At 70.6% G+C, this 8,337-nt stretch carries 8 protein-coding genes; 3 read left to right on the plus strand and 5 right to left on the minus strand.

Annotated elements, in window-relative coordinates; genetic code table 11:
- Both ITP53_RS33335 and ITP53_RS33340 read left to right on the plus strand, forming a co-directional pair.
- Positions 1-1,356 (plus strand): acetyl-CoA carboxylase biotin carboxylase subunit, encoded by a 1,356-nt coding sequence (locus ITP53_RS33335; protein WP_195899433.1) that lies wholly within the window; start codon positions 1-3, stop codon positions 1,354-1,356.
- Between the two features lie 40 nt (positions 1,357-1,396).
- Entirely contained in the window at positions 1,397-1,609 is a 213-nt protein-coding gene (locus ITP53_RS33340; protein WP_328816571.1) for a biotin/lipoyl-binding carrier protein, read from the plus strand.
- Here ITP53_RS33340 and ITP53_RS33345 read toward each other — a convergent pair.
- Positions 1,599-1,988, minus strand: coding sequence for a thioesterase family protein (locus tag ITP53_RS33345; protein ID WP_195899435.1), 390 nt, complete (start codon positions 1,986-1,988; stop codon positions 1,599-1,601). The two genes, ITP53_RS33340 and ITP53_RS33345, sit on opposite strands and share 11 nt — an antisense overlap.
- A gap of 290 nt (positions 1,989-2,278) precedes the next feature.
- Here ITP53_RS33345 and ITP53_RS33350 point away from each other — a divergent pair, with 290 nt between their 5' ends.
- Positions 2,279-3,868 (plus strand): serine/threonine-protein kinase, encoded by a 1,590-nt coding sequence (locus ITP53_RS33350; RefSeq protein WP_195899436.1) that lies wholly within the window; start codon positions 2,279-2,281, stop codon positions 3,866-3,868.
- Positions 3,869-3,874: 6 nt separating this feature from the next.
- Here the strand turns inward: ITP53_RS33350 and ITP53_RS33355 are convergent, their stop codons facing one another.
- Genes ITP53_RS33355 through ITP53_RS33370 form a run of 4 tightly spaced genes read right to left on the minus strand, consistent with a single transcriptional unit; the run spans position 3,875 to position 8,145 of the window.
- The gene (locus ITP53_RS33355; RefSeq protein WP_195899437.1) at positions 3,875-5,521 is read right to left on the minus strand and encodes an acetolactate synthase; all 1,647 of its coding nucleotides are present in this window, start codon (positions 5,519-5,521) and stop codon (positions 3,875-3,877) included.
- Positions 5,522-5,561: 40 nt separating this feature from the next.
- Positions 5,562-6,341, minus strand: a complete 780-nt coding sequence (locus tag ITP53_RS33360; RefSeq protein WP_195899438.1) for a DUF4097 family beta strand repeat-containing protein — start codon at positions 6,339-6,341, stop codon at positions 5,562-5,564.
- The gene (locus ITP53_RS33365) at positions 6,338-6,994 is read right to left on the minus strand and encodes a response regulator transcription factor (RefSeq protein ID WP_195899439.1); all 657 of its coding nucleotides are present in this window, start codon (positions 6,992-6,994) and stop codon (positions 6,338-6,340) included. The genes ITP53_RS33360 and ITP53_RS33365 overlap by 4 nt, the downstream gene beginning before the upstream one ends.
- Positions 6,985-8,145, minus strand: a complete 1,161-nt coding sequence (locus ITP53_RS33370) for a sensor histidine kinase (RefSeq protein ID WP_195899440.1) — start codon at positions 8,143-8,145, stop codon at positions 6,985-6,987. Before ITP53_RS33370 ends, ITP53_RS33365 begins: the two co-directional genes overlap by 10 nt.
- Positions 8,146-8,337 lie beyond the last annotated feature (192 nt).

Below are 8,337 nucleotides of genomic sequence, written 5' to 3' on the forward strand. Positions count from 1 at the left end.
GTGCTTACTGAGACGCTCGGACCCGTTCTGATCGCTAATCGAGGCGAGATCGCGCGGCGGATCATCCGCACGGTCAAGCGGCTGGGCCTGCGCGCCATCGCCGTTCACTCGGAGGCCGACGCGGACCTGCCGTTCGTCCGCGAGGCCGACGAGGCCGTGCTGATCGGCCCGGCCAATCCCGCGCAGAGCTATCTGGACGCGGAGAAGGTGCTGGCGGCGGCCCGCGCGACCGGTGCGAAAGCGGTTCACCCCGGTTACGGGTTCCTCGCGGAGAACGCCGCGTTCGCCAGGGCAGTCATCGACGCCGGGATGGTGTGGATCGGGCCCGCGCCCGAGTCCATCGACCGGATGGGCGACAAGATCAACGCCAGGAACCTCATGGAGGCGGCCGGCGTGCCGGTCGCCGCGGGCACCCGCGCGCCGGTCACCGACCTGTCGCTCGCCCTGCGGGCCGCCGAGACGATCGGCTACCCGGTCATGGTCAAGACCGCGAGCGGCGGCGGTGGCATCGGCATGAGCGTGGCCGACGACGACGAGGGCCTGGCCAAGGCGTTCGAGCAGGCGGCGAGGGCGGCCGCCAGGTTCGCCGGCGACGCGCTCGACGGGCCCGCCGTGCTGCTTGAGCGCTACATCGAGCGGGCCCGCCACGTGGAGGTGCAGATCCTCGGCCTGCCCGACGGCCGGGTGGTGGCGCTGGGCGAACGCGACTGCTCGGTGCAGCGCCGGCACCAGAAGGTCGTCGAGGAGTCGCCGTCCCCAGGGATCACCGCGGAGCTGCGCGAGCGCATGCTGGCTGCGGCCGTACGCGCCGGTGAGGCCGTCGGCTACCTGGGCGCGGGCACCGTCGAGTGTCTCGTGGACGCCGACGCGCAGGACTTCGTGTTCCTGGAGATGAACACCAGGCTGCAGGTGGAGCACCCGGTCACCGAGCTGGTCACCGGGCTCGACCTGGTCGAGCTGCAACTGCGGGTCGCGGCCGGGGAGAGCCCCGAGGTGCGGATCGCGACCGGCGGGCACGCGATCGAGTTCAGGGTGTACGCGGAGGATCCCCAGCGGTTCCTCCCCGGCCCAGGCAAGATCGCGGTCTGGGGCGAGCCCGCGATCGAGGGTGTACGCGTGGACTCGGGCTACGAGGCGGGTAACACGGTCACGCCGTTCTATGATCCCCTGATGGCCAAACTCTGCGTGTACGGTGAGACCCGCGCCGACGCACTGGAGCTGGGCCGCAAGGCCGTGGCCGGGTTCATCGTCGAAGGCCCGAAGAACAACCTGCCCTTCTGCTCGGAGCTGCTGGAACACCCGGAGTTCGTGACCGGCGACTACGACACGGGCCTGGTCGCGCGAATGCGCGCCTAGGCCACATAGATTGATGAATCATCGAAAGAGGGGAGTCCCGGTGGCTGAGGTACGCGCTGAGATGGTGGCGAATGTCTGGAAGGTCGTCGTCAGCGAGGGCGAGACCGTCTCCGACGGCGACACGCTGGTCATCCTCGAGTCGATGAAGATGGAGATCCCGGTGCTCGCCGAGGACGACGGCGTGGTGGCGCAGCTCAAGGTGACCGAGGGCGACGTGATCCAGGAAGGCGACCTGATCGCCGTCATCGAGTGACGCCGGCGGCGCGGGCGAGGAACTTCGCGCGGTCGACCACCACGCGCTCGATCGTGCCCCTGCCCACGACGGCGTGCCTGTCGTGGGCCTCGAAGGCGAAGACCAGCCGCCGGCCGTCCACCTCGGTCAGCTCGACGCCGATCCGCACGTGTGTGCCCAGCGGGCTGGCGGCGAGGTGCTCCAGCTCGACCCGGGTGCCGACGGACGTCTGGCCGGGCGCGAGTTGCCGCTCGACGGCCCGCACGGTCGCCGCCTCGGCCAGCGCCAGCAGCCGGGGCGTGGCGAGCACGGGCACGTCTCCGCTGCCGATCTTCTTGGCGGTGTCCTCCATCTCCACCATGATGGTCAGCTGCGAACGGAGACCGGGAGTGAGCGTCATAAGATCACATTACTAAGCCCTGCGAGAAACACTCTCGTGCGCGGTGCGTGCGTCAGGAAGATTTCTGATCAGTTGTGCGCTGACTTCCGAGAAACGCGGACAAGTACCGACGTAAGGACGCAGGATAGGGTTTGTACGGCTTGAGGCGTTTGAGTGGCATGTGGGACAGGTGAGTCGTACACTCTCTGAGTTCCGTGACCACTGTGTTACCTCACCGCGACAAAAGTTCGCTTTGTTGGAGAACCGCGGGGTGGGAGAGGTTACAGAGGTAGGGGGGTAGCGGGGGAATCATGGTGGCCCAAGGGACGACGCTGGCGGAGCGGTATCGGCTGGATACCCGCATCGGCGCCGGTGGCATGGGCGAGGTGTGGCGCGGCGAGGACATCGTCCTGGCGCGCACCGTCGCCGTCAAGGTGCTGCTCCCCGGCCGCATGGAGGACCCCGGGTTCGTCGCCCGGTTCCAGGCGGAGGCCAGGGCGATGGCGACGATCAACCACTCCGGTGTCGTCGACGTCTACGACTACGGCATCAGCGGCGACACCGTCTACCTCGTGATGAAGTTCGTCGACGGCGAGCCGCTCGACCGGCTGCTGGCCAGGCTGGGCAGGATCCCGCCGCAGTCGGCCATGGAGTTGATCGCGCAGGCCGCGTCGGCGTTGCAGGCCGTCCACGACCAGGGCATCGTGCACCGCGACGTCAAGCCGGGCAACCTGCTCGTGCAGCGCGACGGCACGCTGGTGCTGACCGACTTCGGCATCGCCCGCTCCGACATGGCCCACCGGCTCACCGACGCGGGCATGGTGCTGGGCACCGCCGCCTACTGCGCGCCGGAACAGGCCGAGGGCGCTCCCGTGACGCCCGCCGTCGACATCTACGCGCTCGGCGTGGTGGCGTACGAGTGCCTGGTGGGGCAGCGGCCGTTCGACGGTGACAGCGCGGTCACGATCGCGCTCAAGCACATCCGCGAGGCGCCGCCGGCCCTGCCCCCCGACATTCCGCCGGCGGTGCGCACGCTGGTCGAGATCGCCCTGTCGAAGGATCCGGGCAGGCGTTACCCGACGGCCAGGGCGATGAGCGAGGCGGCGCGGACGGTGGCGCGCGGTCACACGCCGCCGCCCATGCATGAGCCGGTCCAGCCGCCGGCCACCGGGGCCACGATGGCGCCGCCGGTGGAGGCGTACCAGACCGGTGCGCAGCAGCAGGCGCAGGCGCCTCGGTCGGGCGAGGAGACGGCGGTGACCGAGCGGCGCGGGGGCAGCCGCCGCGCCGCCAAGGCTCAGCGCAGGACCGGGCTGATCGCGGGCATCGCGGCCGCGGTCGTGCTCGGCGCGGGCGCGGGCGCCGTCGCGCTGACGGGCATGACCACCGGAGGAGATCCGGAACCGACCTTCTCCTTCGAGGACGTCTCCAAGAACACGCCGACGACAAGGCCGCCGGGCAGGAAGACGACTCCCACCAGGACGCCCACGGCCGACCCGCCGCGCGATTCCAGGCCGCCGACCACGAGACCGCCGAGGGAGACTCCGAAGACGGAAGAGCCGGACAGGTCGCCCACCCCCACGGTGACGCCCACCAAGACGCCTACCGGCACGCCGTCCGGCTCGCCTTCGCCGAGCGTCAAGAAGGTGCTCGTGCCCAAGGTGGTCGGGATGCCGTACCTGCTGGCGCAGGAGCGGGTCGTGGAGGCCGGGTTGACCGTGCTTCAGATCGACCAGACGACCAGCTCCAACGGCATGCGCTGCGGCAAGGTCAGTCAGACGACGCCGCGCGCCGGGGTGTCACTCGAGGAGGGCGAGGAAGTCAAGCTCGTCGTCGTCGACGGTGTCTGCGCCGAGGATATGCCGCCGAGCCCCACCCCGAGTGGCACGCCCAAGCCGTAGCGCCGCTCACACCCCCGTCGTGTTGCGGGGGTAGGCGATCTCCGGGTCGGTGGCGATGTTGACCATGTAAGGGATGCCGGAGTCGAACGCCCTGCGCAGCGCGGGCCCGATCTCCGACGGCTTGGTGACCAGCTCGCCGCCCCCGCCCAGCGCCGTCACGACCTGGTCGTAACGGCACTGGGGCTGCAGCTCGGCGGCGACGTCGTAGCCGTACAGGAGTTGCATGGGGTGCTTCTCCAGGCCCCAGATGCCGTTGTTGCCGCAGACCATGACGACCGGGAGCTTGTGGCGTACGAGGGTGTCGACGTCCATCAGCGAGAACCCGGCGGCGCCGTCGCCGAGCAGCAGGACCACCTGCGACGAGGGCCTGGCCAGGCGGGCGGCGATGGAGTAGCCGAGACCGGTGCCGAGGCAGCCGTACGGGCCGGGGTCGAGCCAGTTGCCCGGCTGCTTCGGCTCGACGTACTTGCCCGCGTAGGAGACGAAGTCGCCGCCGTCGCCGATCACCACGGCGTCGTCGTCGAGGACCTTGTCCAGCTCGCCGTAGACGCGCATGGGGTGGATGGGGTCGGAGCCGGCGGCCAGCAGCTCGGCGTCGCCCGCGATGGCCGCGGCGGCCGTCTCGGACAGTTTTGACACCCACGAGGAGTATGTCTCCGGCTTGACCCCCGCGTCGGCGCACGCCGTGCCGAGGCTCCAGAACACCACTGAGAGGTCGCCCGCGGCGGAGGCGGCCGGTTGCATGTGCGTGGCCAGTTGCGACGGCGCGTCGGCGATGTGGACGACGCGGGCCAGCGGAGCGCCGTCCTTGCCGCCGAACCAGCCGTAGCCCAGGCGGAAGTCGAGCGGGGTGCCGACCACGATCACCAGGTCGGCCTGCGAGAAGGCGAGCCCCCTGGCACGGGTGACCAGCAGGTCGTGCCCGGAGGGCAGGATGCCGCGGCCCTGGCCGTTGGGGATGACCGGCAGCTTCCAGGTCTCGGCGAAGTCGCGGGCGGCCTCCTCGGCCCGATCCATCCACACGTCCGACCCGTATACCAGCACCGGCCGCTCGGCCTCGGACAGCAGCCTGGCGATGGCGGTCAGGTCGTCGGGGTCGGGCTCGTACGGCGAGGGCGTCTGCGTGCGTACGTCGTGCACCGGCGAAGGGGAGAACAGGTGGTCCATGTAGAAGTCGAGGAAGACCGGGCCGCGGTGGGGCGCGATGGCCGTGCGGAAGGCCGACTCGACGTCCTGGCCGACCGACTCCGCGCCGGCCGAGGTGAACGACAGCTTGGTGATCGGGCCGAGCAGCGGCGGGTGGTCCATCTCCTGCAGGGCGCCGCTGCCCCAGCGCGACTGGGGCGCCCGCCCGCCCATGACGACCACCGGTGAGCCGTTGAAGTGGGCGGTCGCGACGCCGCTGACGCCGTTGGTGATGCCGGGTCCGGCGGTCAGCACGGCCAGCCCAGGGCTCCTGGTCAGCCTGGCCGTCGCCTCGGCGGCGAAGACCGCGCTCTGCTCGTGGCGTACGTCGAGGATCCGCATGCCCTCGTGCACCGCGCCGTCGTAAAGGGGGAAGACATGACCTCCGGAGAGGGTGAACATGGTTTCGACACCATAGGCCTTGGACACGGCGACGGCGGCGTCACCGGCGTGCTTCGCAGACTCCATGCCCGGAACTTACCAATGAGTCAGAGCGGTAAACAGAGCTTCACTCACAGCACAGGGAGACGAAGCCGTCGGGCGCCTTCGCGGTGACCTTCCGCGGTGACCTGCTGTCGTTGAGCACGCTGAGTGTGCTCTCGGCGGCCTCGACCGACACGTCGTACCGGGAGCTGGGCAGGTTCAGGGTGACGCCGCCGGCCGTCCTGACCACCGCTCTGACGGTCGTCGGCGGGTTCACGAACGACATGTGCACGTATCCCGAGCCGACCTCCACGTCGGCCGTCTCCCCATCGAGCCGGTCCGCCATGATGTCGCCCGTGCCCGTCCTGGCCCATACGGCGCCGGAGACACCTTGCATCTCGATGCTGCCCGAGACGGAGCTCAGGCGCACGTCGCCGAAGACGACGCTGACGTCGAGCCGGCCGCCGGTCGTACTGGCCTCGACGTCGGTCTCCGGCGGGACGGACACCATGTAGTCGGCTCGGCAGCTCGCGACGATCGGATCCTCGACGCCGGAGCAGGTCGCGTCCAGCCGCAGCGTGCCGGTGCCCGCCTCCCACTCCTCGGAGATGCCGGGCCGCTCCCCGGAGAGCCACTCCAACCTCCTGGTGACCAGCAGCTCGCCGGCCCGGCCCGCCGTGACGCGCACGCTCACCGGGCCCTTGCCCGCCTCGATGGTGACGTCGTCCTCGGCGAACGGAATGGACCTGTGGGTCGTGTCCACCGGCGGCCTGGCCCTGGCGAACCCGCGGGCGAGCAGCACCGTGGAGACGGTCAACGCGATGATCGTCACCACGGCCCCCGCAGTCAGCCAGGCGGCCCTCACGGCAAGCTCCTGATCTTGAGGAAGCGCAGCACGGCGAGCACCCGCCGGTGGTCGCCCTCCGTCGGGGACAGGTCGAGCTTGGTGAAGATGTTGCCGATGTGCTTGCCCACCGCGCCCTCGCTGAGCACCAGGGCCTGGCCGATGCCGGCGTTGGAGCGGCCCTCCGCCATCAGTTGGAGCACCTCGTGCTCCCTGGGCGTCAGCCGTTCGAGCGGGTCGCTGTTGCCGCGCAGCAGGAGCTGGGCGACCACCTCGGGGTCGAGTGCGGTGCCTCCCGACGCCACCCTGCGCAGCGCGTCGATGAACTCCGCCACGTCCGCCACCCGGTCCTTGAGGAGGTAGCCGACGCCGCCGTTCGCCGCGGAGGCGAGGAGCTGGGCGGCGTAGCGCTCCTCGACGTACTGCGAGAGCACCAGGACCGCCAGGCCGGGCTGCTGGCGGCGCAGCACGAGCGCGGCCCGCAGCCCCTCGTCGGTGTGCGACGGCGGCATCCTGACGTCCGTGATCACCAGGTCGGGCCGGTGCTTCTCGGCCGCTCGCAGCAGGCCCTCGGCCTCGTCCACGGCCGCCACCACCTCCATGTCCGCGGCGTCGAGGAGCCTGATCAGCCCCTCGCGCAGCAGTACGGAGTCCTCGGCCAGCACTACTCGCACGGCAGTTCCACCTCGATCGTCGTCGGGCCGCCCAGCGGGCTGGACATCCGGAGTGACCCGTCCACCGAGTCGATCCGCTGGGCCAGGCCGCGCAGGCCGGTGCCGCCGTCCAGCCGGGCGCCGCCGCAGCCGTCGTCGTACACGAGCACGTGCAGGCGGTCGCGCTCGCGCCGCACGCTCACCTCGGCCTTGGTGGCCGCCGCGTGCTTGGCGATGTTGGTCAGTGCTTCGGACACGATGAAGAACGCCACCGCCTCGATGGTCGGAGAGGTACGCCGCTCGATGTCGACGCGCAGCTTCACGGGGAACGGCGCGCGGGCGGCGACGCCGGACAGCGCCGCGTCCAGGCCCTGGTCGTTGAGCACGGCCGGGTGCAGGCCGCGGACGAAGTCGCGCAGCTCCTTGAGCGCCTGCTTCGCCTCCTCGTGCGCCTGCTCGATCGCCTCGCGGGCCGAGTCTGGCAGGTCGGTGAGTGTGGCCCTGGCCAGGCCGAGGTTCATGGCGAGCGACACGAGCCGCTGCTGGGCGCCGTCGTGCAGGTCCCGCTCGATCCTGCGGCGTTCTGCGTCGGCCGCGTCGATCACGCCCGCCCGGCTCTCGGTGAGCGTCTCGATCCGCTGGCCCAGCTCGGAACGGCTCGGGCCGAGCAGCGTACGCGCCACCGCCAGGTCCAGCGCCGCCATGCCCCGTGCCAGGACAGGCGCGAGCATCAGCAGCCCGAATCCGATCGCCATGAAGACGGCCAGGACCCTGCCGTTCCTGAGGTCGAAGACGAACTCCAGCGGCGGCTCCTGGAACCGCGGCGGCAGGAACGACATCAGCCCCACCACCGCGCCACCCCACACCACCGCCATCAGGAACGCGCCCGCCAGGCTCACGAACGGCGACAGCACGTGGTAGCCGATCTGCCGCCAGGTCGCCTTGTGCCGCCAGTCGGCCGGCGAGGGCACGGGCGGGATGCGGGCCCCGAGGAACGCCTCGAACCTGGAGCGTTGCACCCGGGTGACCCACGGCAGGCCGTGTCGCAGCAGGGGAGGCGCCACGGCCAGCAGCAGCGTCAGCCCGCCGAGCACCACGCCGACAGGAAGACCGACCATCACGTGAGCCGTGTCGAGCCACGCCCGCGCCGACCATGGACGGGGGACTTTCATGCCTCAAAGGTATTGAGCGCCGGCCGGGACGCGAAATGGGCCTGGTGTGCTGGTGCGGGGTAGGGCTAGTACTACATGCCTAGATCGCGTTCAGCGATCGTCCGGTTTCTCAGCGTGAGATGGCTGGGGTGTGTGACCGTATCGTCATGCCCCAGCCTCAGGAATACGCAGGCGCGGTGACAGCCGCGGATC

This window comes from Nonomuraea cypriaca, from assembly GCF_015645445.1.
GTDB classification, from domain to species: Bacteria; Actinomycetota; Actinomycetes; order Streptosporangiales; family Streptosporangiaceae; genus Nonomuraea; species Nonomuraea cypriaca.